This is a genomic window from Megasphaera vaginalis (ex Bordigoni et al. 2020) (assembly GCF_900240295.1).
Classification (GTDB): Bacteria; Bacillota; Negativicutes; order Veillonellales; family Megasphaeraceae; genus Megasphaera; species Megasphaera vaginalis.
In genome coordinates, this window is the sequence record NZ_OEQB01000008.1 from 41,475 (window position 1) to 67,490 (window position 26,016).

25 protein-coding genes and 1 other annotated feature are annotated in these 26,016 nt (G+C 48.1%); of the genes, 20 read left to right on the forward strand and 5 right to left on the reverse strand.

What is annotated here, in order from left to right:
• Positions 1-7 precede the first annotated feature (7 nt).
• Genes C0977_RS09660 through C0977_RS09685 form a run of 6 tightly spaced genes read left to right on the forward strand, consistent with a single transcriptional unit; the run spans position 8 to position 5,193 of the window.
• Positions 8-1,303 (forward strand): hypothetical protein, encoded by a 1,296-nt coding sequence (locus C0977_RS09660; RefSeq protein ID WP_234987642.1) that lies wholly within the window; start codon positions 8-10, stop codon positions 1,301-1,303.
• 28 nt (positions 1,304-1,331) lie between these two features.
• Entirely contained in the window at positions 1,332-1,817 is a 486-nt protein-coding gene (locus C0977_RS09665; protein ID WP_023054159.1) for an OmpH family outer membrane protein, read from the forward strand.
• A gap of 13 nt (positions 1,818-1,830) precedes the next feature.
• Entirely contained in the window at positions 1,831-2,778 is a 948-nt protein-coding gene (locus tag C0977_RS09670) for an OmpH family outer membrane protein (RefSeq protein ID WP_101913243.1), read from the forward strand.
• Between the two features lie 14 nt (positions 2,779-2,792).
• Entirely contained in the window at positions 2,793-3,212 is a 420-nt protein-coding gene (locus C0977_RS09675; protein WP_023054215.1) for an OmpH family outer membrane protein, read from the forward strand.
• Positions 3,213-3,228: 16 nt separating this feature from the next.
• Positions 3,229-4,251: a UDP-3-O-(3-hydroxymyristoyl)glucosamine N-acyltransferase gene (gene lpxD / locus C0977_RS09680; RefSeq protein ID WP_101913244.1), complete on the forward strand. Its 1,023-nt coding sequence runs from the start codon at positions 3,229-3,231 to the stop codon at positions 4,249-4,251.
• 15 nt (positions 4,252-4,266) lie between these two features.
• On the forward strand, positions 4,267-5,193 hold the full coding sequence (locus C0977_RS09685; protein WP_101913245.1) for a lysophospholipid acyltransferase family protein: 927 nt from the start codon (positions 4,267-4,269) through the stop codon (positions 5,191-5,193).
• A gap of 328 nt (positions 5,194-5,521) precedes the next feature.
• Here C0977_RS09685 and C0977_RS09690 read toward each other — a convergent pair whose 3' ends face one another.
• Both C0977_RS09690 and C0977_RS09695 read right to left on the reverse strand, forming a co-directional pair.
• Entirely contained in the window at positions 5,522-5,881 is a 360-nt protein-coding gene (locus tag C0977_RS09690) for a hypothetical protein (protein ID WP_023054170.1), read from the reverse strand.
• A 27-nt stretch (positions 5,882-5,908) separates the two neighbouring features.
• Positions 5,909-6,820, reverse strand: a complete 912-nt coding sequence (locus C0977_RS09695; protein WP_101913246.1) for a LysR substrate-binding domain-containing protein — start codon at positions 6,818-6,820, stop codon at positions 5,909-5,911.
• A 438-nt stretch (positions 6,821-7,258) separates the two neighbouring features.
• On the opposite strand from C0977_RS09695, the gene nifJ reads away from it, so the two are divergent.
• Entirely contained in the window at positions 7,259-10,774 is a 3,516-nt protein-coding gene (gene nifJ, locus C0977_RS09700; protein WP_101913247.1) for a pyruvate:ferredoxin (flavodoxin) oxidoreductase, read from the forward strand.
• Positions 10,775-11,377: 603 nt separating this feature from the next.
• Here nifJ and C0977_RS09710 read toward each other — a convergent pair.
• Positions 11,378-12,562 (reverse strand): acetyl-CoA C-acetyltransferase, encoded by a 1,185-nt coding sequence (locus C0977_RS09710; protein WP_101913249.1) that lies wholly within the window; start codon positions 12,560-12,562, stop codon positions 11,378-11,380.
• A 1,034-nt stretch (positions 12,563-13,596) separates the two neighbouring features.
• Here C0977_RS09710 and C0977_RS09715 point away from each other — a divergent pair.
• The 7 genes from C0977_RS09715 (at position 13,597) to rplT (ending at position 17,729) form a co-directional block, all read left to right on the forward strand.
• Entirely contained in the window at positions 13,597-14,202 is a 606-nt protein-coding gene (locus tag C0977_RS09715) for a hypothetical protein (RefSeq protein ID WP_101913250.1), read from the forward strand.
• Complete coding sequence (locus C0977_RS09720; protein WP_023054207.1) at positions 14,199-14,885, forward strand: TVP38/TMEM64 family protein; 687 nt, start codon at positions 14,199-14,201, stop codon at positions 14,883-14,885. The genes C0977_RS09715 and C0977_RS09720 overlap by 4 nt, the downstream gene beginning before the upstream one ends.
• Before the next feature lie 10 nt (positions 14,886-14,895).
• Entirely contained in the window at positions 14,896-16,140 is a 1,245-nt protein-coding gene (locus tag C0977_RS09725) for a deoxyguanosinetriphosphate triphosphohydrolase family protein (protein ID WP_101913251.1), read from the forward strand.
• Positions 16,141-16,196: 56 nt separating this feature from the next.
• Complete coding sequence (locus C0977_RS09730; RefSeq protein WP_023054220.1) at positions 16,197-16,430, forward strand: DUF1653 domain-containing protein; 234 nt, start codon at positions 16,197-16,199, stop codon at positions 16,428-16,430.
• 55 nt (positions 16,431-16,485) lie between these two features.
• Positions 16,486-16,595: a sequence feature (ribosomal protein L20 leader region), on the forward strand.
• Positions 16,596-16,606: 11 nt separating this feature from the next.
• The gene (gene infC / locus C0977_RS09735; RefSeq protein ID WP_036243049.1) at positions 16,607-17,122 is read left to right on the forward strand and encodes a translation initiation factor IF-3; all 516 of its coding nucleotides are present in this window, start codon (positions 16,607-16,609) and stop codon (positions 17,120-17,122) included.
• A gap of 17 nt (positions 17,123-17,139) precedes the next feature.
• Positions 17,140-17,337, forward strand: coding sequence for a 50S ribosomal protein L35 (gene rpmI / locus C0977_RS09740; RefSeq protein WP_101913252.1), 198 nt, complete (start codon positions 17,140-17,142; stop codon positions 17,335-17,337).
• 41 nt (positions 17,338-17,378) lie between these two features.
• Positions 17,379-17,729, forward strand: coding sequence for a 50S ribosomal protein L20 (gene rplT, locus C0977_RS09745; RefSeq protein WP_023054158.1), 351 nt, complete (start codon positions 17,379-17,381; stop codon positions 17,727-17,729).
• Between the two features lie 98 nt (positions 17,730-17,827).
• Here rplT and C0977_RS09750 read toward each other — a convergent pair whose 3' ends face one another.
• Positions 17,828-18,385 carry a helix-turn-helix domain-containing protein gene (locus C0977_RS09750; protein ID WP_101913253.1) on the reverse strand — a complete coding sequence of 186 codons (558 nt, stop codon included), beginning with the start codon at positions 18,383-18,385 and terminating at the stop codon, positions 17,828-17,830.
• 159 nt (positions 18,386-18,544) lie between these two features.
• On the opposite strand from C0977_RS09750, the gene C0977_RS09755 reads away from it, so the two are divergent.
• On the forward strand, positions 18,545-19,489 hold the full coding sequence (locus C0977_RS09755) for a pyridoxal-phosphate dependent enzyme (protein ID WP_101913254.1): 945 nt from the start codon (positions 18,545-18,547) through the stop codon (positions 19,487-19,489).
• 138 nt (positions 19,490-19,627) lie between these two features.
• Here C0977_RS09755 and C0977_RS09760 read toward each other — a convergent pair whose 3' ends face one another.
• Positions 19,628-20,485: a LysR family transcriptional regulator gene (locus C0977_RS09760; protein WP_101913255.1), complete on the reverse strand. Its 858-nt coding sequence runs from the start codon at positions 20,483-20,485 to the stop codon at positions 19,628-19,630.
• Between the two features lie 161 nt (positions 20,486-20,646).
• On the opposite strand from C0977_RS09760, the gene C0977_RS09765 reads away from it, so the two are divergent.
• The 5 genes from C0977_RS09765 (at position 20,647) to serC (ending at position 25,999) form a co-directional block, all read left to right on the forward strand.
• The gene (locus C0977_RS09765; RefSeq protein WP_101913286.1) at positions 20,647-21,900 is read left to right on the forward strand and encodes a diaminopimelate decarboxylase family protein; all 1,254 of its coding nucleotides are present in this window, start codon (positions 20,647-20,649) and stop codon (positions 21,898-21,900) included.
• A gap of 135 nt (positions 21,901-22,035) precedes the next feature.
• On the forward strand, positions 22,036-22,572 hold the full coding sequence (locus C0977_RS09770) for a hypothetical protein (RefSeq protein ID WP_101913256.1): 537 nt from the start codon (positions 22,036-22,038) through the stop codon (positions 22,570-22,572).
• 1 nt (position 22,573) lies between these two features.
• The gene (locus C0977_RS09775; RefSeq protein ID WP_023054160.1) at positions 22,574-23,089 is read left to right on the forward strand and encodes a transcription repressor NadR; all 516 of its coding nucleotides are present in this window, start codon (positions 22,574-22,576) and stop codon (positions 23,087-23,089) included.
• A gap of 113 nt (positions 23,090-23,202) precedes the next feature.
• Positions 23,203-24,537, forward strand: coding sequence for an MFS transporter (locus tag C0977_RS09780; RefSeq protein ID WP_101913257.1), 1,335 nt, complete (start codon positions 23,203-23,205; stop codon positions 24,535-24,537).
• A gap of 388 nt (positions 24,538-24,925) precedes the next feature.
• A complete protein-coding gene (serC, locus tag C0977_RS09790) occupies positions 24,926-25,999 on the forward strand; it encodes a 3-phosphoserine/phosphohydroxythreonine transaminase (protein ID WP_101913258.1) in 1,074 nt (357 codons plus the stop codon).
• Positions 26,000-26,016 lie beyond the last annotated feature (17 nt).

The window sequence follows — 26,016 nt, forward strand, 5'->3', positions numbered from 1 at the left end:
TTGCCCTATGAAACGGCATATACTACGGTGTGTCTTTCTGTTCTTGGTGATGCTGTTCAGCGGCGCCGGCTTGGCTGCCGCCACTGCCGTGACAGCCGTCGACGTTCGCCTTTCCTCTACGGGAGAGGCGATTCCGCCGTTGGTCGAAAAGCGCATTGCAGCGAGTATTCAGACGATTGGGCGGCATGTGTTTGTCGGCCAGGATGATGGCGTCATAGCGGATCAGCAAGAGCAATACAGACGCACAGTCAATGATATTGTCAATCGTGTCCTCATCGGGTATACCGTTGAGGACATCCGTATTGCTCCGGGACAGGAGACGGTATTAGAAGTGCAGATCCGTCCTTGGGGCGAAACGATTCATGCAGTTCATACGAATTTCGATTTCGGTTCTTTGCCGGCGATGGGAAGAGAGTTGGCGCTGCGTGATCTGCAAGGTGCCGACACCTTCATCGAACAACTGCTGATCGGCTTGCCTGTCGATGCCCTGGACTGGGCCGGCGGCGCGGCGAAAAGCGTACTGGAACAAGAATTGGAAACGATGCTTCCGGAGTTTTATCCGCGCATCATCATCACGCCCGGAGAAGAAGCGACCGTTGCCGTTTATTTTTTGCCGAAGCTGCCTGTTGTACGCAACGTTTATGTTGATCTTGAAGCGGAAAATTTGCCGAAAATTATTTTTCTCAACGCGCGGCAACAGACGGAACGCCGTTATGGCGGATTAGCCGGACTGCCTGTTGCCTTCGTACAGCGCCATGCCGGTGATGTGCAGGAGGATTTGCGGAAAACACTGGCATCGCAATGGGTTATCCGCAAGTACAAGCTCCGCGTTTTGCCGACTGTCGAGATGGGTGAAAACATGCGAATCCATCTTCGTTCAGAAACGGATTTTTATGATATCCAGGCGGCTGCGTACATTGATGTGAACCGCCGTGAAGGAGACGGCTACAAGGGTGATGAGAACACGGTACTGAAAGCGCATTTCGGCCGCAAGCTCGGGGTCCATCACGAATTTTACGGTGAAGTGGAATTCAAGCCTTCGGCGCTGACGTGGAATTTCATTCCCGGTTATTTTTATCGCAGCGGGCCTTTCCGTGCCGGTTACCAGTATGAAACGGAAGACGGCAGTCATCATCTCTGGCTGCGGCAAGAATTGAACCGACGGTTTTACGGCAGGTATGACCACGATTTGACGCACCACGATAATGAATTCGCACTGGGATATAAGATCCACGATTATATCGGCTTGGAATATGTCGTTGCCGACCATGATCAGTGGCTTCGTGTGATTGGTTATTTATAATTTTTTGAATAAAAGGAGAACAACAATTATGATGTCAGAAATGGGTAAGAAAAAAAATGTTAAAATATTTTCTGCTGCTGTAGCGTTTATTTTTGTCTTGAGCGTTGCCGCAATCGCCATCATGCAGACCGGGAATCCCGTCAATGCCGCGCCGTCGAGCAATATCGGTGTTGTTGATATGAGCAAAGTATTTTCTCCGGACAGCGAAGACTTGGCGAATGCACAAAAACAATATCAGGCGGCTTCACAGGAAATGCAGCAGAAATTTGAAAGTCAGTCCGCCAATATGACTGATGAACAGAAACAGCAACTTTATTTGCAGATGCAACAGGAAATGTCACAGAAACAGGAAGAAATTCAAAAGGGGCTGCAAGATAAGGTTGACAGCGCCGTCAGTGATGTTGCCAATACGAAGAGCCTGAGCCTCGTCGTCGATAAACGCGTCGTTCTTTACGGCGGGACGGATATTACGGAACAGGTAGCCAAAAAATTGAGCGGTTCTTCTTCGCAGTAAGCAAGGCGATCGTATGAGACGGAAATATGCAGTTGTTCTGGGCGTATTGATCATTGCGGCTATCGTTGCTGCCGGTATTTGGTATTCGTATGCTCGCGGCGCGGTTTTTTCCAAAGCGACCGCTTCTTCCGCACGGGGCCTTACGTATGCATACGTTGACTTGGAGCATGTCGTTATGAGCCATCCGCGCTACAGTACGTATCATCGCCTGGAGATGGAATATAATTCGCTGTTGGCACAGTATCGCTTTGAGCAGTGGAATTATTCGCGGCAGGCTTCGTTGGCCGATAAAGCGCTGGATAAATTTGCGCTTACCGACGGACTGGCCGGCGCCGCCTTAGATCAGGAGCTGCAGGCCAAAGTGGCAATTAAACAGACTGAACTGAATGACCGTTTACAGCGTCGTTATGAGGAACTGATGAAGGCTCACCGGAAAAACGGGCCGTTATTAACGGAAGAAGAGAATTTGCGCGTCGTTAATTTGCAGTTGAAATTACAGACGGCTTCTCTTACTGCGGCAGAGCGGCAGGCGGTTCAGGCGGAATTGCAGGGATTGCTGCAAAAAAGCGACAAGACGAGCGCTGATGCGGCGGTGCCGGAAGACGTGACGACGGCGATGGCGGCAGAGAAGGAAAAAGCCGCTGCGGAGCTGACGGCCTATGCCGAAGATGTAAAGAAAGAATTGCAACAGCGCCGTGACGACGGTCACGAACTTTTTGCCGCGCAGATGGGAGCTTTGGGCGAGCGGCCGGATCCGTCTGTTTGGAACAATGAGTGGAAGGAAAAGTTGGAAGCTAAAGAAGGGGAAATGAAGGCGGAAAAAGAGGCCATCATGACCGATATCCGTGAAAAAGCGGCCGCCGTTGCCGAAGAGCAGGGGATTGATATGGTTTTCAGCGAATACTTGGGCACCGGCACGGCGTTGGATATAACGGATGACATTATTGCCAGACTGGCATAACAGGAGGCTTATTGATGAAGAAATCAGGAAAACGATTAGCGGCGGCAGCACTTTTCATGCTGACGACAGCATTGTTGTCAGGTTGCGGCGGTGAAGATAAAGTCGGCGTCGTCGACATGACGCGGGTACAAAAGGAAGCGCCTATTGTTCAGCAATATAAGCAGAAGACCGATGAAAAACGGGAAGCTGCCAATAAAGAGCTGCAGGAAGCGCAACAATCCATGTCGGCAGAGGATTTTCAGAAAAAGGAACAGCAAGTCAAGCAGGAATTAAATATTTATGCTGCCAGCATGCAGCGTCAATTTTTATCGGATATGCAAAGCAAACTCGGTGATATTGCCAAGGAAAAGAATGTCGGTATCGTTGTCGTGAAGTCTGCCGTTCCGCAAGGCGGTATCGATGTGACGGACGATTTGATCGCGAAGATGAAGTAAAAAGGAGTTGTACATCGTGAAAAAAACAGTACGCGAATTGGCACAATTGCTGAATGGATCCGTTGTTGGCGATGAAACCAGGGAAGTCAGTGATGTAAAGGGACTGGCAGAGGCCGGCGTAAGCGACGTCACCTTTGCCGTCGATCCCTATACGGAATATTTGCCGCAGATTCATGCCGGCGTTATTATCGTCGAAAAAGAAGTGCCTGCCGGCGACAATACGCTGATCGTCGTTGCTAATCCCCGCTTGGCTTTTTCGCAGCTCCTCGTGCTTTTTCATCCGCGTCAATCCGTTGTTGAAGGGATTCATCCGACGGCCGTTATCGGCGAAGATACACAGCTTGGCAGCGGTACTGCCGTAATGGCTTATGCCGTTATCGGCAAAAATGTACAGATCGGCGCCGATTGCACGATATATCCCTTTGTCTTTATTGGCGATCAGGTAACGATCGGCAGCGGTTCCACTATTTATCCCGGCGCCGTTATTCATGAAAACAGTGTTCTCGGCGAACGGGCCGTTATTCGGGCTCATGCCGTTATCGGCGGAGAAGGGTTCGGGTTCGCGACGAACGAAGGCAAACATACACGGATTCCTCAGATCGGGAATGTAGCTATCGGTGACGATGTGGAAATCGGAGCCTGTACGACGATCGATAACGCCACGCTGGAGAGTACCAAAATCGGCAGCGGTACAAAAATCGATAATCTCGTCCATTTGGGGCATAATGTCGAAATCGGTGAAGATTGTTTTCTCATTGCGCAGACCGGGATCGCCGGCAGCACGAAGGCGGGGAACCATGTCATTTTCGCCGGACAGACAGGCTGTACCGGTCATGTTACCATCGGCGACAACGCCGTCTTTGCCGGTAAATCGGGCATCGTCGGCAATATCAAGGCGAATACGGTCAACGCCGGTTTTCCGGCACGTCCTCATATTGAATGGAGCCGGATGCAAGTCCACTTAAAGCGGCTGCCGGAAATGGCAAAGACGATTAAGGCGTTGGAAGCCCGGTTGGCAGCTTTGGAAAAAAAGGATTGAAGAAGGTACGCTCTCATGTATATATTGATGAAATGTCTGAGTTTTTTACTCTGTCATCTCCCTCTTTCCTGGAGTCATGCATTCGGCCGCTGGCTGGGGCATTTCTTTTGGGCCTTCGTTCCCAAGAAGAGGAAGCTCTTGGCGCAGCGGCAGATCCTGGATTGCGCTATTACAGATGATCCTGACGAAGCGATGGCGATCGGCAAGGCCAGCGCCCTGCGTTTTGGCCCGATGATCGTGGAAGTCTTGCTCTTTCCGCGGTATCGCGGCAGAGAAAAGCTGCGTGAAATAGTCGAGATCAGGGGCAGAGAATACCTGGATCCACTCATCGAAAATCCGGCAGGCGGTGTCTTTATGGCTTCCCATGCCGGCAATTGGGAGCTCCTGGGCGCCGTTATGGCGACAGAAGGGCTGCGCTTGATTTCTGTTGCGCAAGAGCAAAACAATGCCGGCGCCGATCGCTTTATCAATGAGTACAGGCAGATGCAAAAGCAGCACGTAACGTATAAAACCGGTATTCGAGATATGATCCGCTTTTTGCGGGACGGTTATTATATCGGACTCTTAATGGATCAGGACCCTGGTTATGCCGGCATTATGGTAAAACTTTTCGGCAAGGATACGCTCACTGCTGACGGACCTGCGAAATTCGCTGTATTGGGTAACTACCCCGTCGTGCCGGTGTTCATTCATGAAGACCGGCCATACCACCATTGCATAGAAGTATTGCCGCCTGTATATCCTTTCGCATGTGACAAAGAATACACGAAAGAAGAAAAAAAAGAACGCACGTATTCGCTGACGCAGGAATTGAACCTGATCCTGGAAAACCGTATACGGACGTATCCGGAAGACTGGTTCTGGCTCCATAATCGTTGGAAATGGACAGACCGGTATAAGGCGAAAAAAGCCGGGAAAAATGAAAAGGAAAACAGCATATAAACTATAATTAAAAGAGACAACTGCACAGCAGTTGTCTCTTTGTTTAACCGGACAGGCGAAAATCATCTGATATTTCGGTTCTGATAACTGACTGCGTTACGGATAATCGCTTTTGCAAGATGAGCGATGTCGAAGGCGGAGATGATCACTTAAGAAAGGCGTTTAAAAAAATCTATTTTCTCTCCCATAGAGGGAGCGCTTTTCGGTTGACGGTTAGAAAAAACTGCCCGGCAGTATGGCATCGGTTTTTCTGCAAAAATACGTATGCCCTGTCATGTATACCGGCGGAAGAAGTTGCCGGATATGCATGGCAGGGCATATCTACGAATTACTGCGTTTGAGAAGGCGGCTGCGGCTGACTCGGATCCAACCGCCAAGTATTGCGCAACACTCTGAAGTTGATGTCCGTCCATTTTTTTTGAATGTCCTGTACCGATTCATTCAGGGAGTAGAGAAGATTATTGTAATTATTATAATCTTGTTCCAATTGGGCAATTCGAAATTCCTGGATATGGGAAAGGTTTTTCAATTCAACGACTTGCACGATGAGATACGATATGCAGAGCAGTTGGAGAAGTATCACGGCCAGGAGAGAAAAAGACAGTACGGCGAGCTTTTTCGGATCAGCACAGCGCTGCTGCAGCAACGAAAGGATATGATTCAAGATATTTTTAGGCGTGGAATACAAGGTGAGAACATCCTTCCGCTGAAAAGTTTACATATTAGAAATAGTGCGGGCTTTATTGCGGACAAAATCAAGCCAAAGCTGAGCGGCATGAGAAAGGTAATGGCCGCGCTTCCAAATGACATAGAGCACGTGCATGATTTCCGGTTCCACTAAAGGCCGGACCACGACGGAATCATAAATACGGGGCGACGTTTCCTTATTCGGGCAGAGCCGGCTTGGCAGCAGAGCGACCCCCAGGTCCGCGACAACTGTTTGAATCATCAGATCGCGCTGACTCGTTTCAAAAACGATTTTAGGCTGAAAACCTATTTTTTTGCAGTTTTGAATGATCTCGTCATGGAGGTTAAAGTCATCTCGATACAAGACCAGCGATTCATTGGCCAACTTTTTCAACGGAATCGTCTTTTCTTTGCTGAGCACATTATTTCGATGAATGATAACGTGCATCGGATCCTGGCTTAAAAAGAATGATTCAAATTCTTTTTCCTTTGGTTGTGTACACACGATCCCTAAATCGATCAGGCCTTCTTGGACGCTGATTTCTACTTTCTTGGAACCGTGTTCGTATAAATCCAACTCTATTTGCGGATATTCCTGCTTGAAAGCGCCGAGAAGATTGGCGAAAATAGGCGCGCCTGTAATCGGCGGCAAGCCGATCAGGACCGTACCTTGTTCCAATTTGAACTCATTTTCGAAGTCGACCTTTAAATGCTCAAACATAAAGACGACACGTTTGGCATGCGTTAAAAATATGGCGCCTGCATCGGTGAGTTCAACGGCTTTGGCGTTGCGCATAAAGAGGACGACACTCAGTTCCTCTTCCAAGGCTTTGATGGTACGGCTGATGGCCGACTGCGAGATATGCAGCGTTCGAGCCGCTTTGCTGAAAGATTTTTTGTCGGCAACCTCCACGAAATATTTGAGATGATGAAAATCCATATTGCCACCTCCCGGAATAATAGATACTGAAAAAGTATATGTTTACCAAATGACACATATTGATATTGAAAACGGTATGAGACGTCTATTGAATTCCCATTTTTTAAGGAATATAATTAAGTGGTAGAAGAAAGTTACAAAGTCGTTCGGGTATATTGGTCCGGAGCTAAAAATAAAAGTGTTGTTTTGCGAATTGGTAATATCACTATAATAATATTACATATTTAGTATAATAGCAATACTTTATTGAAGGTTTCCTGAACTGTCTTATGTTGTGATTGCAGTAACATATAGACACATGTATTGCATACTTATGCGGAATGTATTTTGTATACAGTATATGCGCGGATGACAATGGGCTTTTAACTTTGTCTGAACAGTACGGTTTCGCCGTATTGTCAATTATTTTGAACTCAAATAAAGGAGCGTGTTTTTTCTATGAGCAAATTTAAAACCATGGATGGTAATGAAGCGGCTGCATGGGCGTCCTATGCATTTACCGAAGTTGCTGCAATTTACCCGATTACACCGTCTTCTCCTATGGCTGAACATGTCGATGATTGGGCAGCTGCCGGTATGAAAAACCTTTTCGGCAGCACCGTAAAAGTCGTTGAAATGCAGTCTGAAGCCGGTGCAGCAGGTGCGTTCCACGGTTCTTTGCAGGCCGGTGCCATGACCACCACATATACAGCTTCGCAAGGGTTTTTATTGATGATTCCGAATATGTATAAAGTTGCCGGCGAATTGCTTCCCGGTGTCTTCCATGTAGCTGCTCGTGCTTTGGCTAATCATGCGTTGAGCATTTTCGGCGATCACCAGGACGTCATGTCCGCTCGCGCTTCGGGATGCTGTCTTTTGGCCGAATCCAATGTACAGGAAGTAATGGATCTGGCCGGCGTTGCTCATTTGGCCGCTCTGAAAGGCCGTTTGCCTTTCATCAACTTCTTTGACGGTTTCCGCACATCCCATGAAATTCAAAAAGTTGAAGTCATGGATTTTGAAAACTATCGCGATTTGGTAGATTGGGATGCGTTGAACGATTTCCGCAAGCGCGCCTTGAATCCGGATGCTCCTCAGGTTCGCGGCACTGCTGAAAACCCGGATATTTACTTCCAGCATTGTGAAGCAAATAACAAGTTCTACGAAGCGATGCCGGACATTGTTGAAGAATACATGGATAAGATTTCTGAAATCACCGGCCGTACATATAAGCCTTTCAATTATGTAGGCGCTCCTGATGCGGAACGCGTTATCGTTTCCATGGGTTCCTTATCGGACGTTGTAAAACAGGCTGTCAAATATCTCGTCGGTCAGGGCGAAAAAGTCGGGGCCATCAACGTTCATCTCTATCGTCCGTTCTCGGCCAAGCATTTGGCCGCCGTATTGCCGAAAACGGTTAAAAAGATCGCCGTTATCGACCGTACGAAAGAACCGGGTTCTCTCGGTGAACCCCTTTATTTGGACATCGTCGATTATGTCAAGGAAAGCGGTCTGGCCATTGATTTGATTGGCGGCCGTGCCGGTCTCGGCTCCAAAGACGTTGTTCCTGAAGATATTCTCCCCGTCTTTGAAGAACTCAATAAAGAACATTCTCTTAACGGCTTTACGATCGGTATCGTTGATGACGTTACGAATCTTTCCCTGGCACGGGCACCGAAGATGCCGATGGATCTGACGGGCCTGACATCTTGCAAATTCTGGGGATTCGGCTCCGACGGTACTGTTGGCGCCAATAAATCGGCCATCAAGATTATCGGCGACCACACGGACATGTATGCTCAGGCATATTTTGCCTATGATTCCAAGAAATCCGGCGGTGTCACGATTTCTCACTTGCGGTTCGGGACACAGCCGATTGAAATGCCGTATCTGATTGACGCAGCCGACTACATTGCCTGCCACCGTCAATCTTATGTACGTCGCTTCGATTTGCTCCGCGGCGTTAAAGACGGCGGTACGTTCATGCTGAACTGTACCTGGACGGACGAAGAATTGGAAAAAGAACTTCCTGCAAAGATTAAACGCGATATCGCTAAGAATCACGTTAAGTTCTACACGCTGAACGGTGATGCCATCGGCCAGAAACTCGGCCTCGGCACGCGTATCAACATGGTTATGCAGGCTGCTTTCTTTGCCTTGGCAAAGGTTATTCCTCTCGAAGATGCCGTTAAATATTTGAAAGACTCCATTGTCAAGAGCTATGGCAAGAAGGGGCAGAAGGTTGTTGACATGAACTGGGCTGCCGTTGATGCCGGTGTCGGTGAATTCCATGAAGTACAGTATCCTGCTTCTTGGGCTGATGCTGTTGATGAAGTGGTAGCGGGCCGTCCGACGAGCGAATATTTTGAAAATGTTGCAGCGCCCGTTCTCGGTCAGATCGGTGATGATTTGAAAGTATCCGACTTCGTAGGTCGTGAAGACGGTACGATGCCGTCGGGCACTTCTAAATTTGAAAAAGCCGGCCCGGCTCTGCATGTACCGGCTTGGGACAGCGAAAAATGTATCGGTTGTACGCAGTGCTCTTTTGTATGTCCTCATGCTACTATTCGCCCTGTTTTGACGACAAAAGAAGAAACGGCTGCAGCTCCGGCAGGGTATAAAGTTGCTCCGAAAGCAAAATCTGGCAAAGAATATGATTTCGCGATTGTCGTTGACCAACTTGACTGTCTCGAATGCGGCAGTTGTGTAAATGTTTGCCCTGTCAAGGCGTTGACGATGGTACCGAATACGGACGAAGAACGCGCTAAGATGGATCTTTGGTACTATGGCACGGAAACGGTAACGCCGAAAGCTAATCCGCAGAACAAGAAGACCGTTATCGGTTCTCAGTTCGAAACGCCTCTCCTCGAATTCTCCGGCGCTTGCGCCGGTTGCGGCGAAACACCGTATGTCAAACTCGTTACGCAACTCTTCGGCGATCGCATGATGATTGCCAATGCAACGGGCTGCTCCTCCATTTGGGGTGCATCCGCTCCGGTTGCTCCGTATACGACTAATGCCGCAGGTCATGGTCCTTCCTGGGCGAACAGCCTTTTCGAAGATGCTGCTGAATTCGGTCTCGGCATGTTCATCGGTGTAGATAAGGTTCGTCAGGATATGGCTGCTAAAGTTGAAGAAGCCAAAGCTGTTGCTTCTCCGGAACTTCAGGCTGCTCTCAGCGACTGGGCTGCCAACCTCATGGAAGGCGAAGGGAGCCGTGAACGCGCTGATAAAGTGGAAGCTCTCCTGAAGGCTGAAGCTGCAGGCAAGGCAATCCTCGAAGAATTCCTCGAAAAGAAACAGTTCCTCGTAAAACGTTCCCACTGGATCATCGGCGGTGACGGCTGGTCCTACGATATCGGTTACGGCGGTGTCGATCATGTCCTCGCTTCTGATCAGGACATCAATGTCCTTGTTCTCGATACGGAAGTATATTCCAATACGGGCGGCCAGTCTTCCAAGGCTACGCCGACGGCTGCTATCGCGCAGTTCGCCGCATCCGGCAAGCGGACGAAGAAGAAGGACCTCGGGATGATGGCTATTTCCTACGGATATGTCTATGTGGCTCAGGTATCCATGGGAGCCGATAAGAATCAGCTCATGAAAGCAATCAACGAAGCTGAAGCGTATCATGGCCCGTCTCTCGTTATTTGCTACGCTCCTTGCATTAACCACGGTATCCGCAAGGGCATGGGCAAGAGCCAGGAAGAAGAAAAACTCGCCGTATCCTGCGGTTACTGGGATCTTTTCCGGTACAATCCGGATCTGGCAGCTCAAGGCAAGAATCCGTTCAGTCTCGATTCGAAAGAACCGGACTACACGAAGTTCCAGGAATTCCTCCAGGGAGAAGTTCGTTATGCTTCCTTGGCAAAGGCGTTCCCCGATATGGCACAGTCTCTTTATGAAAAGACTGAAGCCGACGCTAAAGCCCGCCGTCAGACATATGTACGTTTCCAGAGCGGTTTTGAAGGCTAAGAATAAAAGCGATATGCTTGAAAAAGAGGACTCCATATGGAGTCCTCTTTTTTTGCTGGAATAAGCCTTGCTATCAGGAACGGGATCGCGTATATCGGATTTCATGGGATGGCCCACCGTTTAAAGCGATATAAGATTTTTAAATCATGGAAGCCGGAAGTCACGCCGGTTCGTATTAACGATATGGAATCTGTTGATACGGAACCTGTCGCCGGTGTTCCCAGTAACGTGCCCGGTAAGGAGCGTAGTAAACGGGGAGGACAAGCGTTATGGCGCCGGACGATGGTAAGCCGTCTATTGTCGGGATCCGAGCAAAGGGGCCCATAAAGAGGGGATAACCATTTTCCGGGATCACAGACTGCCTCTGTCTGGAGGCGATCATCAGGAGAGTAGGAACGTCCGTATTGCCGATAAACGCCTGGCTACGTCATGGGAAGCGAGAGTATATAGCGCGGCGGGCAGTCGACAGAGCGGCATAAATAGGTCGAAAGCGGGGATGGCGGAAACGTAGATAGGACATTCAGAAAGTATGTGTGCAGGTAAAAAGAAAGACAGGACATCATGTCCTGTCTTTCTTTTTTTGATTCCCTGTGTGAAAGAATCTTATTTGATCCGTTCGACGATGCAAGCCGTACCCTGGCCGCCGCCGATGCAGAGTGTAGCCAAACCATAAGTGCCGTCAACTTCCTGGAGACCGTAGAGAAGTGTAACGAGAATACGGGCGCCAGATGCACCGATCGGGTGTCCGATCGCAATAGCACCGCCATGGATGTTGACTTTATTCATGTCAAGACCGAGCTCACGGCAGCAATATACAGCCTGTGCTGCAAAGGCTTCGTTTGCTTCGATAAGATCGAGTTTGTCGCCTGTCAAGCCGGCTTTTTCAAGGGCTTTGCGGGAAGAGGGAACGGGGCCTGTACCCATGATAGCGGGATCAACGCCGGCAGAAGCGTAGCTTACGATTTTGGCAAGCGGCTTAATGCCGAGTTCTTTGGCTTTGTCAGCAGACATGACGACAAATGCGGCAGCGCCGTCGTTGATGCCGGAAGCGTTACCTGCCGTAACCGTGCCGCCGTCTTTTTTGAATGCCGGTTTTAATTTGGCGAGACCTTCGACTGTTGTGCCTTCGCGAGGGAATTCGTCCGTATCAACGATAATGTCGCCTTTTTTGCCGTGAATGACGACGGGAACGATCTGCGTTTTGAATGCGCCGCTCTTAATGGCTTCACAAGCTCTGACCTGCGAACGGCAGCCCAAAGCATCTTGATCTTCGCGGGTTACATTAAAGCGTTCGGCAACGTTTTCTGCCGTCATACCCATGTGATATTGATTGAAAGCGTCCCATAAGCCGTCTTTAATCATTTCATCAACGAATTTGCTGTCGCCCATACGATAGCCCCAACGAGCTTTTTGTACGAGATACGGAGCCATCGACATGTTTTCCATGCCGCCTGCTACGATAATATCAGCGTCACCGGCTTTGATCATCTGTGCTGCCAACGATACGCAACGAAGACCGGATCCGCAAACTTTGTTAATTGTCATGGCCGGGGTTTCGATGGAAAGACCGGCTTTGATCATTGCCTGACGAGCAGGATTCTGTCCGAGGCCTGCCTGGAGAACATTGCCCATTACGACTTCTTCAACGGCTTCCTTCTGGATACCGGCCCGTTTGATTGCTTCTTCAATAACGACAGCGCCGAGATCTACGGCAGGAACGTCTTTGAAAGCTCCGCCATATTTACCAACAGCTGTACGGCAAGCGCTTGCGATTACTACTTCTTTCATCTCATAACCACCCTTTCTGAATGCGAAAATAAATTAGGTATACTTTTTCATACAGTAGATGAATCTGCTGTTTCAAACATGAATATGATCGGACAATCCGGTAACGTCATAAATTCAGCAACTGCTGTAAAATATGAGTTCCAAATTTCACAATCTCTACATACATATAGTATATTTTTTCACAAAGAAAAGCAAGAGGAAAAAGGAGATATTCCTATGCTGATTAGTCATTGAATGATAAGATGCAAGGCGTAAAAAGAATGCTTAAATTTGGACTGGCCGAAAAAGGGAAAAATAAAAGCAGCAGTTCCTCTTATCGAAGATATGGTTCATAAAAATCTCGATATCGATAAGAGTAGGACTGCTGCTTTTGCCATGCCATTTTCCACTTAGAACATATTAACGATGAAGCTGTAGCTCATCAGAATGCCGAGGGAAATAATCAACTTGAAATTTCCGTTTAAACCGCTCATAGGGAAAGCTCCTTTCTGTCTGTAAATGCAATTAAATGAATATTCATAAGCTTAATTACTTTATAGCATATTGACAACAAAACTATAACTCATTAAGATTCCGAGTGATATAACTAATTTTACGTTTTCATTTAACTGTGTCATTGTATGGTCACCTCTTCGTGATACAAATTCGAGATACATATGATTTATAGTAAACAGATAGATAAAACAAAATCTAAAACGTTTAATCTATCTAAAATCATAATAGCACTAGCCATAAAAAATACAATAGGCATCTTAGGCATTAATACACACTCAAAATGATGCAAATGCAATTGTTGTTTTTCCGGTTATGCCAAATTAAGTTACAGGACAGATAAATGTCGGTGTTTTAACTGAAAAAGGCGGAATTAAAAAAGATTGAAAAATATAAAATATGTATAAATTTTCTAAAAATATTCAAAACTTTAATTGTTTAAGAAGAATAGCGATACAGAAAGGCAGGCCTTCCCTCGACAGCCGGAAGGGAACATCATATAATAAATAAAAGCTTAAATAAAGATTGAAAAGGAGAAAGAAATGGGGTTTTTAGATGCCTTTTATCAGAATAAACCGGCCGAATCGGGAAGCGATAAGATTTATAATCGCGCTTATCGGCTTTTTAATTCGCCGGAAGAGCAAAACCAATTGTTGCCGGAGAACATCAGAAATGCTTTGTTACAAGGACGAAACTGCGATGAAATAGATGGTAGCGGCGAATTTGGCAAGGTCCCGACCAATCCGATTCCCGTTAACGGGAGCTTTGGAGAATGGAGTTATTTATCCAAGTTGCGGTTAGCCGATACCGGCGGTCGGCTTTTTTTTCATAAAGTCCGCACAATCGGTGATGTAGATGTGTTTGTCGTCGTTAGCGGCAGCGGCAAACATGCTGCCCTTTTATATTTTGATCCCGGACATCCAAGGCCGTCGGGCTATTGCCCTGAAGGGTATATCCTGGAACGGGAGGCTGTTTTTCCGCGCGGTATTACCACTACGTATCCGGAGTTCCCAAAAGGATTGTACGGGCGCATCAAGAAGGAAGCAAAACAGCGGCTCCATGTCGACATTGCCGAAAAAGAAGCGAAACAGATCGCCGTTGCTGAAGTCCGGAAGGCGTTGCGTCAGTTAAAGGGGTACGAATCATGAAACGGAAACCGATTATTGAGTCGAACCGATGGTTGCAAATTGCCGTTTGCATCATTCTCTTGCTGATCTTTGTGGCCGTTCATTTTTTTATTCCCGATTTTTATCACAACTTGGTGGTATTGACGACGAGCGGAAATATTCGCGGTCTGATCGGCTATATCGGCTCCTTCGGCTACGGTGCGATGGCTATCAGTATTTTCATGATCGTTTTGACCAACATGACCGGCCTGCCGTCATTGCCTTTTCTCATTGTCAACGGCATCATGTTCGGGTTAATTCCCGGCATCATTATTTCATGGATCGGCGAGTTTCTGGGCAATGAAGCGGGGTTTCTGATCATGCGAACCGTTTTGCGCGGCTACGCGCAGCGCTTGATTGAAAAGAGCAATATGCTCAGCAAAATTGATTCGTACAGTACGATAAAGAATGTCGCTATTGCCAGAGCGATCCCGTATTCCCCCAACGTTCTCTTTACTGCCTTGATAGCGATGAGCAAGATCGGCTTTCGTGACCATACGGCGGCGACTTTTGTCGGTAAATTGCCTGCCGTCGTCATTGAAGTTTGGTTGGGGCATGACTTGATTCATATACAACAGCATGGCGGACGTTTACTGGTTCTCGTGATGGGGATTGCCGTGGCTTACGGAATTTATCACTATTACAAGCGGAAAAAATCCACATAAAGGAGGAACGATGAAAGGGTCTTTTGCGAGTGTGCGGATGGATGAGCAACATCCTCATTGGCGACAGGCAGTCGCCAGAAAAGGGCGTCTTTATCGGCGTGAAGGTGATTTTCGTACCGAGTTCGGACGGGACTACACGCGGATTATTCATTCGACGGCATACAGTCGGCTGAAACACAAAACACAGGTTTTTTTCACGACGAAGAATGATCACATTTCGACGCGTATCGATCACGTTAACCAAGTGAACTCCGTCAGCAGCACGATCGGGCAGTTCTTGGGACTGAACACGGAGTTGATCGGGGCGATCGCGCAGGGCCATGATTTGGGGCATTCCCCTTTCGGGCATTTGGGAGAACGGGTGTTGTGGGAAATCAGTAAGAAGGAATTGGGGGAAACGTTCTGGCATGAACGGCAGGGGTTGCGTGTAGTCGATTCCATTGAGACCTTGTTGGATCCTGCCGGCAGAACCAGCAATCTGATGTTGACGTATGCCGTTCGTGACGGCATTATCAGTCATTGCGGCGAAGTGCGGCAAACCGTATTGCGGCCGCGACGGGAAGGCCTTGATCTGGACGTGATCCGTCGCCCTAATGAGTATGAACCGTACACCTGGGAAGGCTGTGTCGTCAAAATTGCCGATAAGATCGCTTATCTTGGCAGAGATATTGAGGACGCCGTCAGGTTGCACATCCTTAAAGAGGACGGGCAGCCGCTGAAGGAGCTGTTGCGGCAATTGAACAGTCATCTGCGGATGAATCTCCAATCGGTTACGAATACAGCCATTATGTATCCGCTGGTAACGGATATTTGCCGCGAAAGCACGCCGGAAAAAGGGTTGGTCTTGTCGGCGTCACATTTGCAACTTATGGATACAGTCATGAAATTTAATTACCAGCATATTTATCGCAGCAAACGGTTGGAAATTTACCATGCTTACGCTCGTCTGATATTGGAATCAATTTACTCTCTTTTAAAAGAATGCTATGCCGGCGACGGAACCTTAGACAATCTTCGCCTTCTGCAGCACGATTACCCGACGCTGGGACGTCATTTTCTGGAACGGATGTACAAGTTGTCCGACGTCGGCAGGAAAACGGCGCTGCACGATAAATTCGGCAACGATTTCGGCAATACCGTGCTCTATCGCATCAGCTCGACGGAGCGCGATTACCGAATTGCCTGTATTGATTACATCGCCGGCATGACGGATACGTATGCGGAAAAAATATTTGTCGAAATGACGACTTTTTAGTCTCGGTGTGCTACAATGTAGGGCATAGTTGGCAAGTCGGACAAAAGGAGGAACGCATGAGAGATTTACCGCAAGAAAAGGAAATTTGGCTTCATTTCAAGGGAGGTACGTACCAGATCATCACCTTGGCCGAACATACGGAAACGGGTGCTCAATTCGTTATTTACAAAGCGCTGGACGGAAATCGGAAGACCTATGCCAGGCCGCTGAAAGAGTTTATGGGCGAAATTGACAGGAATAAATATCCGAAGGCGGAACAAGATTACCGCTTCGTGCTTCGCAAACGATGAGATTAGAATATTTTTCTTGACAGCGTGCGTATATATTTGATAAAATAAATTCGTTAAAATCAAGCAGAGGCTATCCGCTTCTCACCTTACACGACGTTACGTTACTAGGGTTTATGTTGTACGGTAAGAGCGGATAGCCCATGCTGTCCGTTCTTTTTTTATGGAGGTGAAAGACGATTAGTAAGGAACAGCGTATTAACGAACAAATCAGAGCCCGTGAAGTCCGCGTAGTAAGTGATACGAACGAACAGCTTGGCGTCATGTCGCTTCGTTCAGCTCTGCAGATCGCTGAAGAACGCCGGTTGGATTTGGTTGAAGTTGCTACGAATGCCAAACCGCCTGTCTGTCGTATTATGGATTATGGCAAGTATCGCTACGAACAGCAGAAACGCGAAAAAGAGGCTAAGAAGAAACAAAAAGTGCTGACGTTGAAAGAAGTCAAATTACGGCCCAACATTGAAGACCATGATTTCAACGTCAAAAAGAAGGCTGCAGAAAAGTTTTTAGGTGAAGGCAGCAAGGTCAAGGTGACGATCATGTTCCGCGGCCGTGAAATGAGCCATCCTGAATTGGGCAGAAATTTGCTGATTCGTTTCGCTGATGAACTGAAAGAACTTGCACACGTAGAAAAAGAGCCGAAAATAGAGGGCAGAAACATGACGATGGTTATGGCTGTCAATAAGGTGAAGTAAGAGGAGGATATTGTATCATGCGGAAATTAAAAACCCGCCGCGCTGCGGCAAAACGTTTTTCCTTGACGGGAACCGGTAAATTCAAACGTGCGAAGGCTTATAAGAGTCATATCTTGGAAAAGAAATCTCAAAAACGGAAACGGAACTTACGTAAAGCGGCATTAGTGGCCAAAACCAATCTTGATGCCATTCGTAAAATGTGCCCGTACGCATAAGCTGTCGTAGTTTGCAATTGTAAATTGGGAGGAATCATATAATGGCTAGAATTAAAGTCGGTGTTACAGCACACGCTCGTCATAAAAAAATCTTGAAAATGGCTAAAGGCTATCGCGGTACGCGCAGCCGTCTCTTCAAAAAAGCAAACGAAAGTGTCATGAAGGCGCTTTTCTATGCTCGTCGTGATCGTCGCACGAAAAAACGTGAATTCCGCAAATTGTGGATTGCCCGTATCAATGCCGCGTCCCGTGCCAACGGTATGAGTTACAGCCGGTTTATCTGCGGTCTCACGAAGGCCGGTGTTATCGTTAACCGTAAAATGCTCGCCGATCTCGCTGTCAATGATGCAGCCGGGTTTGCAAAATTGGTAGACGTAGCCAAAGCACAGTAAGAGACAGAATAAAAAGGTCTTGCCTTTAAGGCAAGACCTTTTTTGCATGTAAGGCGGCATTGCAATCAAGCGGCAGTTTTTTTCCGGACGGGGTACTGTCAAAGTTTGGGGTAATACATCATTACGAAGACAGCGGCTGTGTCCAGGCTGTCGTTGGAATACCAATGCGGTTTATCGCCGGGAAAGTGGAGAACTTCACCGGCCGCTGCCGTCAGATTTTCATCGGGAAGGTGCAGCGTGATGTTGCCTGATGCAATAAAGGCATACTCTTCGACACCGGCATAATGGACTTGTTTGGCTGTACAGCCGCCTGGCTGATAAGTACAGGTATATAATTCAATCCCTTTAGACTCGTCAAATTCCATGAGCGGATGATAAATGCAGCCTGTTTCATCATCGCCGACAGATGTCGCGACAGGCCGATAAATGACGGCCCCTTGCGTTCCTTGCGGTTTTAAGAAAAAATTCAGCGGTGTCTTCAACGTATTTGCTAAATTCCACAATATCGAAATTGAAGGATTTCTGATACCTCGTTCAATTTCGCTTATCATGCTTTTGCTGACACCGGATGCCGCTGAAAGCGATTCTAAAGTCAGGTTTCGCTGTTTGCGGATAAATTTGAGATTACTCCCAATATTTTCACTAATAGTATCCATAAAACACCTCACATATGACACTTGCCAAAACAAGAATAATAGACTATAATTCCGTTATAAAGGAAATAATTTCATTATATAGAAATTTCGATATAATGAAATTATAGTCTTAGTATACAATAAATAGCGCAAGTATTCCAGCAAAGGAGCGTGAGTGGCATGCAATTGTATTCGCAGACACCGCTAATTGAATTATTCAGTCAACATGCACAGGGCCGCAAGGTGGCGGTAAAAATGGATGCCTGGCAGCCGTCGGGATCGTTTAAACTGCGCGGTATGGAACGACTGTGCAGGCAGGCTGTAGCTGACGGAGCGGCTTGTCTCATTTCTTCATCGGGAGGCAACGCCGGTCTCTCCGCAGCCTATGTCGGTCATAAGTTAGGGATACCGGTTACTGTCGTCGTGCCGAAATCGACGGATCAGGAGACTGTTGCACTGCTGCGTGCACAGGGAGCGGAAGCCATTATTTATGGTGACGTCTGGGATGAAGCCGATGCCTATGCGCGGGAACTTTTGGCAAATCGACAGGGCGCTTATATCCCGCCTTTCGATCATCCTCTTCTTTGGCAAGGACACGCAACACTCGTCGATGAATTAAAAGAACAATGTGACAGCCAGCCTGACTGTATTATCCTTTCCGTAGGGGGCGGCGGTTTATTCTGCGGCGTCATGGAAGGGCTGATTCGCAATGGTTGGACAGACACGGTTGTTATTGCGGTGGAAACAGAAGGAACAGCGTCCTTAGCCGCCGCAGTCAAGGCAGGTCATTTGGTAGCGCTTAACGGCATTCATTCGGTGGCGACCAGTCTCGGCGCGCAGAAAGTGGCCCAACAGGCTTTGGATTATGCGCTGCAATATCGGGTTGTCCCTTGTATTGTCAGTGACGCCGCCGCGGTGCGGGCCTGCCTTCGCTTTGCCGATGAGTGCCGTACCTTGGTGGAACCGGCTTGCGGCGCTTCTTTGTCTGTCGTGTATGATAATTTACCGCTGTTGAAGCCATATAAAAATATTGTTGTAGAAGCCTGCGGCGGCTCTAAAATCAGTTTGAAAAAGCTTCTTCATTATCAAAAAGTCTACGGGCTGGAAAGGTCCGAAAAGAATTAGGCCCCTTTATTTTCAAGGTTGCCGTGAGAACGGCAGGCACAAAGAAATTTTGCCTGCTGTTCTTTTTGCTGCTGATAGAGCTCTCTCTCTCTGTACCGTGTGAATACCGCCTGTGTTCATAGCACGATCCGGTCATGCTTACAGCAAAAGGGCTTGCTCCAGTTTTTGCGGTACCGTATTTGGATTGCGCGTAATGTAGTAGCTGTCGACTTGAGGCGGCGCAAAATCAAGCAGGGGAATTGAACGAAGGCGGCGCTGAATGAGTTCTTCTTCAATCAAGCTTTCTGGCAGAAAGGTATAGCCAAGGCCGGCGGCAACGTATTGGGGCAGCTTCGTACTGTTGTCTATTTCTATGGGAAAACGATGATGTTTGGGGAAAAGGTCGCGAATGTAAAGGCCGACGCCTTGCAGGGCGAAATTGCAGAATAAGTAATCGATTGTCTGCAGATCGCGCTGGTAAATGCCGTTTCTGTATTCATCATTGGCGGCGGCGCAGACGAGGTGCATCGTGTCACAGTGGTAGGGGCGACAGATAAAGCCTTCTTTGTATAGAGACGTGAAAGAAAAAACGGCGTCAAGAAGACCGCTTTGCAGCATTTCCAACATTTCCTTCGTATGACTGATCGTAATTTCAACAGAGACAGGCGGTTTTGCCGTCAAATAGGCAAGCAATTTCTTTTGCAAGTGACATTCATAGATCGTATTGGTCGTTCCCAGACGAATCTGCCGCGTATAGGCAGGTGCCAACTGTAATTCCTGCAGGGCCTTTATTTCCAATTCGACAAAGCGTTGCGCGTAGTCGAGGAATGTGTTTCCTTCTCTCGTCAGTTCTACTTGTTTGTGGTTGCGCGTGAATAAGGCCGTACCCAGTTCCGATTCCAGATCGCGGATCCGATTTGTAACTGTCGATTGGGCAACGAAAAGTTGTTGGGCTGTTTTGGTAAAATTTTTGATCTGCGCCAGCGTAATAAAGGTGCGCAGCGTGATTGTATCCATGGCACATACCTCGTCATTCGAATATCAAATCAATCTTATTGATATAATCTATTTTACAAATTACCTTGCACTATTATATAATAAACGTGAAAAAGAGACAAGAATGGATGGATATAAGGGAAAGAGTTGCAGGTTTTTGCAGAAAGGATGGAATCGTTGTCATGAATGAAAAGAAAGTGCCTTTTACGGAAACGCAGATTCGCGAGATTATAAAGCAATATCCGACGCCTTTTCATATTTACGATGAAAAAGCGATTATTGATAATGTCCGTAAGCTGATCAATGCTTTTTCTTGGGCGTATGACTTCAAAGAATATTTTGCTGTCAAGGCGACGCCGAATCCGTATATCATGCGCCTGCTCCAAAATGAAGGCGTAGGTGCGGACTGCAGTTCTTTGCCGGAATTGATTCTTTGTGAAAAGGTCGGCATCGGCGGCAGAGATATCGTTTTTTCATCAAATGATACGCCGTACGAAGAGTATCAAAAGGCATTGGAAATGGGTGCGTTGATCAATTTAGATGATATTTCGCTGATTGATTACTTGGAAGAAAACGGGCCGTTGCCGGAATGGATGTGTGTCCGCTATAATCCCGGCCCGTTGTTGCAGGGCGGCAATGATATTATCGGTGTGCCGGAAGAGGCTAAATACGGTATGACGCGGGAGCAAATCTTTGAAGCTCTCACGATTCTTCAGACGAAAGGCGTAAAGCATTTCGGCCTGCATACGATGGTCGTGTCCAATGAACTCAATGCCGGCGGCCTGATTCATACGGCCAAAATGATGTTTGAATTAGCTGCCGAAGTTCATCACACTTTGGGCATCGATATTGAATTCCTCGATTTCGGCGGCGGTATCGGACTGCCGTATCGTCCGGAAGAAAACTTTGTCGATTACGCTGAACTCAGCGCCGGTATTCGGCGGTATTTTGAAGAGATTATGGAGCCTGTCGGACTTCACCGAACGCGCATTTCCTTCGAATGCGGCCGCGCTATTACGGGGCCTTACGGGTATTTGGTGACGACGGCGATTCACCATAAGCATATTTGGAAAGAATATATCGGCGTCGACGCTTCTATGGCCAACTTAATGCGTCCCGGCATGTACGGTTCTTACCATCATCTGACGGTTATGGGAAAAGAAGAAGCGCCTCTCGATCATGTTTATGACGTTACCGGATCGCTTTGCGAAAATTGCGATAAATTTGCAATTGACCGTAAGTTGCCGAAAATCGAAGACGGTGATATCCTGGCTATTCACGATACCGGGGCGCACGGTCATTCGATGGGATTTAATTATAACGGCAAGCTCCGTTCGGCAGAACTGTTGCTTCATGAGGATGGTACGGTGACGCAGATCCGCCGTGCGGAAACCGTTGATGATCTTTTTGCCACAATCGATTTTTCCGCGTTATAAACAGGTATTGCAGCAGAGTCTGCCGTAGGTAAAGTATACGGCAGACTCTTTTTTTGTCCGGTTTTGTATGCCTCTTGCAGGAAAATGTGATAAGATACTGGTATCATCAGTTGCCGCCGGAAGGAGAGAGGAGCATTGATCCAGTTATATACCTTGTTTACAGGATTCCAAATTACGGTAGCCGTCGTTTTGTTCCTGTATGTATGCCGGTTTCGCCGGCAGTGCATCTGCTCCGTGTGGACTTTTTTTTCTGCTCACGTTATGTATTTACTTTGGGCTGCAGCGATTATTTGTTATTATGCCCAGGCTTTATTTATGACGCTTTTGTGGTTTCTTCTCGGCGTGTTGATCGGTGGCGCAGTTTCCTTTTATCATCGCGATAAATTACCGCATTTTCGTTATTTTGCCGATATCGGAAAATTGCAATGCCCGCCTTTGAAGGGGACGCCGCTTTTTTATGCAAGTTGGCTTTTCTTTTTTATTGCCATTCAGGTATTTGCTTTTTATTATCCTCTGTATCTGTTGTCGTGGCTTATCCAGATCGGTCTTGGCACCGTTACCGGATTTTTTACCGGACTTTTATGGGGATGCGGCATAGCGTCTTTTTTTAGGGCCTCTTGGGAAGAGATTTCGCTGTATCACGAATTGGTTGAAATGGAAGGAGACGAGTGAAATGGATGGAGAGGAACGCCGGCAGGAAATCGTCAGGCTTTTGTCGTCTTCGCCCAACGCGTTGACGGGAACGGCTTTATCCCGGCAGTGTCAGGTCAGCCGCCAGATTATCGTCGGCGATGTCGCCGTTCTGCGTGCGCAAGGAGTGCCGATCATTTCCACACCGCGCGGATATCAGATGCTGACGTCGGCACATGGCCGCGTCCGGCGCGTTTTTGTCTGCTGTCATGGCGCCGACAAAATGAGGCAGGAATTAGAAGCCATTGTCGACAACGGCGGTATCGTTCATAATGTTGTCATTGAGCATGATGTGTACGGTAATTTGGAAGGCAGCCTGCATCTTCGTTCACGGCGCGACGTTAACGCATATTTGCAGCGCATGGCCGAGGCCAACGCCGAACTGCTCAGCAAGATCAGCGGCGGTATTCATACCCATTTGGTCGAGGCCGCTACGGAAGGAGAGTTGCGCGCCATTGAAGCGGCTCTGCGCCGAAGCGGTGTCTTATATGAGGATTGACGGGCAACGGGAAGTAAAGCAACAGGAATTCCTGTTGCTTTTTTTGTTTTTTCTGCTATAATTTGTATTGTTTACAGTTGTCATGACAGATGTATATATAGGGAGATGAACGTATGATTTTAGAACGATTGGAAGCTTTGCCTGTTGGTACGTTTCATTACAAACTGCTGACTGTTGCCGGCCTGGGGTGGCTTTTTGATTCCATGGACACGGGGCTGATCGCGTTTGTCCTGCCGGTTCTGGCCAAGGATTGGCAGCTGGCGCCGGCACAAATGGGATTTATTGGCAGCATCGGGCTCATCGGTATGGCTCTCGGTGCCGTTGTGGCCGGAACAATGGCCGACCGCTTCGGGCGGAAACAGATCTTTACGGCGACAATTCTGTTGTATAGCGTGGCTACCGGCCTTTGCGCGCTGGCCTGGAATTACGAAACGCTTTTACTTTTCCGTTTTCTCGTCGGCTTCGGGCTGGGAGGAGAACTGCCTGTAGCGGCAACGTTGATTACGGAATATTCACCGGCACGGGTTCGGGGACGTTTTCTGGTCCTTCTGGAAAGTTTTTGGGCCGTCGGCTGGATCGCCGCGGCGCTTATTGCCTATTTTTTCATTCCTCTTTATGGGTGGCGCTGGGCGTTTGCCTTGGGGGCTTTACCTGCTCTCTATACCTTCGTGATCCGCATTCATATGCCGGAGTCGGTGCGTTATTTGCTGAAAAAAGGTGATTTTGAAAAGGCGAAGACGATTGTTCGGGAATTGGAAACACGTCTTCAGGTACCGTCTCAGCCGTTTGCGGCGGAAGCCGCTTATGAGCCTGAGGAAGCGTCCTTTTCCCTGCTCTGGTCACGGCAGTTTCGCCGCCGTACCTGTATGTTATGGTTGGCCTGGTTCGGCATCGTTTTCAGTTACTACGGCATTTTCATGTGGCTGCCGTCCTTGGTGTACCAGCAAGGCTTTACTGTCGTCAAGACCTTTTCCTACGTATTGGTCATGACTTTGGCGCAATTACCGGGATATTATGCGGCTGCCTGGCTCGTTGATTTTATTGGTCGTCGGTATACGCTGTCCTTGTTTCTTTTAGGAAGCGGCGTTGCCGGATATTTTTTCGGTCATGCCGCGACGGCTGTCGCTCTGATGGGATGGGGCGCAGTCATGTCTTTTTTCAATCTCGGCGCCTGGGGCGTTATCTATGCCTATACGCCTGAATTATATCCGACACGAATACGCGCTCTCGGCAGCGGCTGGGCCGCCGGATTTGGCCGCATCGGCGGCATGACGGCGCCTCTCCTGGTTGGCGAGATGATTGCGGCAGGAGCACAGATGACGACGGTGTTTTATCTGTTCGCCGCAGTCTTTGTTGCCGTTTCCTGCATCGTCTTTTCGTTGGGAGTGGAAAGCAAGCAAAAGGATTTGGAAAGCATTTCTGCCGATCTCTGCCACAATCAAAAATAAGCATGTCGTTTTATAAATGACATTTGTCCTTTCCTTGACAGATGGCAGACGGCTGGATATAATAAGAAGAAATTATGAAAACGCTATGAGGGAGAAGCAAATTGCCATTCTTTTCAGAGAGCTGCCGGTCGCTGTGAGGCAGCATGACGGTGAGGCGTTCCACTCCGGAGCGGCAAATGATGAATTTGACGGGTATGCCCGGTACAGCTGGCAAAGATGGCCGTACGGCAAGTTGGGTGGCAACGCGGGAAATAGGTTCTCGTCCCTTTTCAGGGGCGAGAACTTTTTGTTTCCAGTACGGCAAATTGGGTGGTACCGCGAGATGGAGAAGCTCGTCCCAAAGGGACGACTTCTCCGTTTTTAATTTTTTCTGAAGAGGTGTCAGGGTATGGAACGAGTTTATAACTTTAATGCCGGACCGTCGGCGATGCCGCTCTCCGTCTTGCAGACAGTACAACGCGATTTTCTCGATTTCAATCATACCGGTATGAGTATCGTTGAAATCAGTCATCGCAGTGCGGCCTATCAGGAACTGCAGGCCGATACGATTGCGCTGCTGAAAAAGGTGATGCGTATTCCCGACGGGTACCACATCGTCTTTCTGCAAGGCGGCGGCAGCATGCAATTTCTGATGCATGGCGCCAATTTCCTGAAACGGCGCGGCGCGTATGTCAATACCGGCGTTTGGGCAACGAAAGCGATGGAAGCTGCCGCCTTTTTCGGGCCGGTCTATGAAGCGGCCAGCGGTAAAAAGGAAGATTTCGGAAGGATACCGGAAATCGACGCGATTCACCTTCAAAACGATACGGATTATCTTTATATTACGTCCAATAATACGATTTACGGAACGGAATGGCAACAGTATCCGCATCTCGGACTGCCGCTCATCTGCGATGCGTCGAGTGATTTTCTGGCGCGCCCCGTTCATGTGGCCGATTTTGATTTACTGTATGCAGGGGTGCAGAAAAATGTCGGACCTGCCGGCGCCGTTGTCGCGATCATAAAGGATACGCTGCTGCAGCAGGCGCGAACGGATATTCCCGTAATGCTGCAATATCGAACCTTTGTCGAACATGATTCGACGTATAATACACCGCCTGTTTTCGCCATTTATTTTGTCAATCAAGTTTTGCATTGGATCGACCGGAACGGCGGTCTGACGGCGATGGAAATGCGCAATCGGCAAAAAGCGGCTATCGTTTACGATGCCATTGACCGGAGTAACGGTTTTTACCGCGGTCATGCCGCCGTTAATTCGCGCAGTTTAATGAACGTAACTTTCCGGTTGGCGACGCCGGAATTGGAAAAGGCCTTCGTTGCCGCCGGCGCGGCGCGGCGGCTTATCGGCCTGAAAGGCCATCGTTCGCTTGGCGGCTGCAGAGCGTCGATTTATAACGCCGTCACCGTGGAGGCTTGTGAAGTGCTGGCGGAATTTATGGACGAGTTCCGCAAGAGACGGTAGGGAGCATAAGGAGGTAA

Coding starts and splice junctions, on each gene's coding strand:
- C0977_RS09780 (WP_101913257.1), top strand. CDS start 23,203: ATGATTTTAGAACGATTGGAAGCTTTGCCTGTTGGTACGTTTCATTAC.
- C0977_RS09720 (WP_023054207.1), top strand. CDS start 14,199: ATGAAACGGAAACCGATTATTGAGTCGAACCGATGGTTGCAAATTGCC.
- C0977_RS09765 (WP_101913286.1), top strand. CDS start 20,647: ATGAATGAAAAGAAAGTGCCTTTTACGGAAACGCAGATTCGCGAGATT.
- nifJ (WP_101913247.1), top strand. CDS start 7,259: ATGAGCAAATTTAAAACCATGGATGGTAATGAAGCGGCTGCATGGGCG.
- C0977_RS09670 (WP_101913243.1), top strand. CDS start 1,831: ATGAGACGGAAATATGCAGTTGTTCTGGGCGTATTGATCATTGCGGCT.
- C0977_RS09710 (WP_101913249.1), bottom strand. CDS start 12,562: ATGAAAGAAGTAGTAATCGCAAGCGCTTGCCGTACAGCTGTTGGTAAA.
- C0977_RS09695 (WP_101913246.1), bottom strand. CDS start 6,820: ATGGATTTTCATCATCTCAAATATTTCGTGGAGGTTGCCGACAAAAAA.
- C0977_RS09725 (WP_101913251.1), top strand. CDS start 14,896: ATGAAAGGGTCTTTTGCGAGTGTGCGGATGGATGAGCAACATCCTCAT.
- C0977_RS09760 (WP_101913255.1), bottom strand. CDS start 20,485: ATGGATACAATCACGCTGCGCACCTTTATTACGCTGGCGCAGATCAAA.
- rplT (WP_023054158.1), top strand. CDS start 17,379: ATGGCTAGAATTAAAGTCGGTGTTACAGCACACGCTCGTCATAAAAAA.
- C0977_RS09675 (WP_023054215.1), top strand. CDS start 2,793: ATGAAGAAATCAGGAAAACGATTAGCGGCGGCAGCACTTTTCATGCTG.
- C0977_RS09755 (WP_101913254.1), top strand. CDS start 18,545: ATGCAATTGTATTCGCAGACACCGCTAATTGAATTATTCAGTCAACAT.
- C0977_RS09715 (WP_101913250.1), top strand. CDS start 13,597: ATGGGGTTTTTAGATGCCTTTTATCAGAATAAACCGGCCGAATCGGGA.
- C0977_RS09775 (WP_023054160.1), top strand. CDS start 22,574: ATGGATGGAGAGGAACGCCGGCAGGAAATCGTCAGGCTTTTGTCGTCT.
- serC (WP_101913258.1), top strand. CDS start 24,926: ATGGAACGAGTTTATAACTTTAATGCCGGACCGTCGGCGATGCCGCTC.
- C0977_RS09750 (WP_101913253.1), bottom strand. CDS start 18,385: ATGGATACTATTAGTGAAAATATTGGGAGTAATCTCAAATTTATCCGC.
- C0977_RS09665 (WP_023054159.1), top strand. CDS start 1,332: ATGATGTCAGAAATGGGTAAGAAAAAAAATGTTAAAATATTTTCTGCT.
- C0977_RS09660 (WP_234987642.1), top strand. CDS start 8: ATGAAACGGCATATACTACGGTGTGTCTTTCTGTTCTTGGTGATGCTG.
- C0977_RS09730 (WP_023054220.1), top strand. CDS start 16,197: ATGAGAGATTTACCGCAAGAAAAGGAAATTTGGCTTCATTTCAAGGGA.
- rpmI (WP_101913252.1), top strand. CDS start 17,140: ATGCGGAAATTAAAAACCCGCCGCGCTGCGGCAAAACGTTTTTCCTTG.
- C0977_RS09685 (WP_101913245.1), top strand. CDS start 4,267: ATGTATATATTGATGAAATGTCTGAGTTTTTTACTCTGTCATCTCCCT.